The 1897-nt window shown below is 62.2% G+C and carries 1 protein-coding gene; it reads left to right on the plus strand.

Annotation, left to right across the window (positions count from 1 at the left end; all coding sequences use genetic code 11):
- Positions 1 to 1034 precede the first annotated feature (1034 nt).
- Positions 1035 to 1897 (plus strand): group II intron reverse transcriptase/maturase (ltrA, locus tag DKT69_RS34235; protein ID WP_109805540.1); only part of this gene is annotated, 863 nt, incomplete at its 3' end.

The following is a 1897-nucleotide window of genomic DNA, read 5'->3' on the forward strand; positions in this document are numbered from 1 at the left end:
GCTGGTTTAGTCGCCTTTGCTCGTACCGAAGGCCCTTCCCCATGTCACGCCGCCACGCCGGCGCCGTCACGATTGTCGATCTTCGTCAGGACCGGCGACCGCCCGAACCCCTTATTTACCAGGCTCTCAGCTTGATTTTTAAGGTCCGGACTATTGCAGAACGTGACCCTCGCTGGCTCTTCCCAGGCCGCGGGCACTTCGACGATCACCAAGGGTGACTCGCCAGAGTTTTGGAACATCGGTGCCAGCGTGCCGTGTCCTGCGGGTGTTCGGAAACCTCCTGTCCTCGCCCTGCTCCACACACAGTGTGGCCCGGACCTTGCATCAGGCCAGCGACAGGATGGTGACCAGCAGGAATGCGAGCCGGGGGCGGTGGTCCGACGTCTAGCAAACGGCGGCTAAAGCGCACCCAGACGCCTTCGGACATGTCCCAACGGGTTAAACGACAAGGTGTGCCACGAACGCAAGGAGGAGCTTATGTAGGTAGAGCGACTTTATGCGGTGCTGTGCAGGAGATGAAGGTTGGCCCTTCGGAGTCGCCCTGCGGGGGGAGGTTCCAAACCGCCACATGCTGCGGAAGTGGTAACGCGACCGTGGTGAGCGATGTGGAAAAAGGCACTGATTGAAGTGTCAGGTGGGGATCAGGAAGACGAGCGCGAGCGAATCACTGACGACGTGTCGTTATTTAACTTCAGGTGGCATCAAAACCGGGGTGCCTTGTTGATCCCGGGAAGAATCTGGCGGATACCCGTTTACTGGCCAGGTGGTGTCCGGCATGGAGGTGACGTGAGCCTGATCTGCTGCTCTTGCACGGAACGTGGGAAGGCATGTCTCGACACCGCCGCCCCGGCGTGGGGTGCGAGAGGGAGCCCTCCAAGCGGCTGACACCGCAAGGGGTTGAGTACCGTCGCGAGGCGTGCTGGCGGACCGGCTCGTAGTAGTGCCGAAGCCCCTGTAATGGGGGTGGAGCGAAGGGGCCGGGTCATCCGCGGCTGTGTGTGTCTGGTCAACCGGACGTTGTTCGGGAGGAGCCGATGGACAAGCTGAAGTCACCAGAGAAGCCGTTTGAGATTTCGAAGTGGGAGGTCTGGGAGGCGTTTCGTGAGGTAAAGCGAAATCAGGGCGCGCCGGGGGTGGACGGGCAGTCCATCGCCGACTTCGAGGCCGATCTGAAGGGCAACCTTTACAAGATCTGGAATCGAATGTCGTCGGGGACGTACTTCCCGCCTCCAGTGCGAGCGGTGGAGATTCCAAAACAGCACGGCGGCGGCACGAGGATGCTCGGCGTCCCCACCGTCGCCGACCGGGTCGCGCAGACCGTGGTAGCCAGGCACTTGGGGATTCGCGTGGATCCAATATTCCACGAGGATTCCTACGGCTACCGGCCGAATCGGTCGGCCCTGGATGCGGTCCAGCGTTGCCGGCAACGGTGTTGGAAGAAAGACTGGGTGATCGATCTTGACATTCAGAAGTTCTTCGACAGCGTCCGGTGGGACCTCATCGTCAAGGTTGTCCAGGCTCACACCGACGCCGTCTGGGTGACGTTGTATGTCGAGCGGTGGCTCCAAGCGCCGCTGCAACTGCCCGACGGAACCTTGCAGGAGCGGGACCGAGGGACCCCGCAGGGGTCCGCGGTCTCGCCCGTGCTGGCGAACCTGTTCATGCACTACGCGTTCGACACCTGGCTCGCCCGGACTTTTCCGGACGTCCAGTTCGAACGCTATGCCGATGACGCGGTCGTGCACTGCGTCAGCGAGCGCCAGGCCCGCGAGGTGCTGGCGGCACTCGGGAACAGGATGGACGAGGTCGGGCTGCGTCTGCACCCCGACAAGACCAAGATCGTGTATTGCAAGGACGGCAACCGGCGCGGCTCGTACGAGCACACGTCGTTCACCTT

This window comes from Micromonospora sicca (genome assembly GCF_003172935.1).
Classification (GTDB): Bacteria; Actinomycetota; Actinomycetes; order Mycobacteriales; family Micromonosporaceae; genus Micromonospora; species Micromonospora sicca.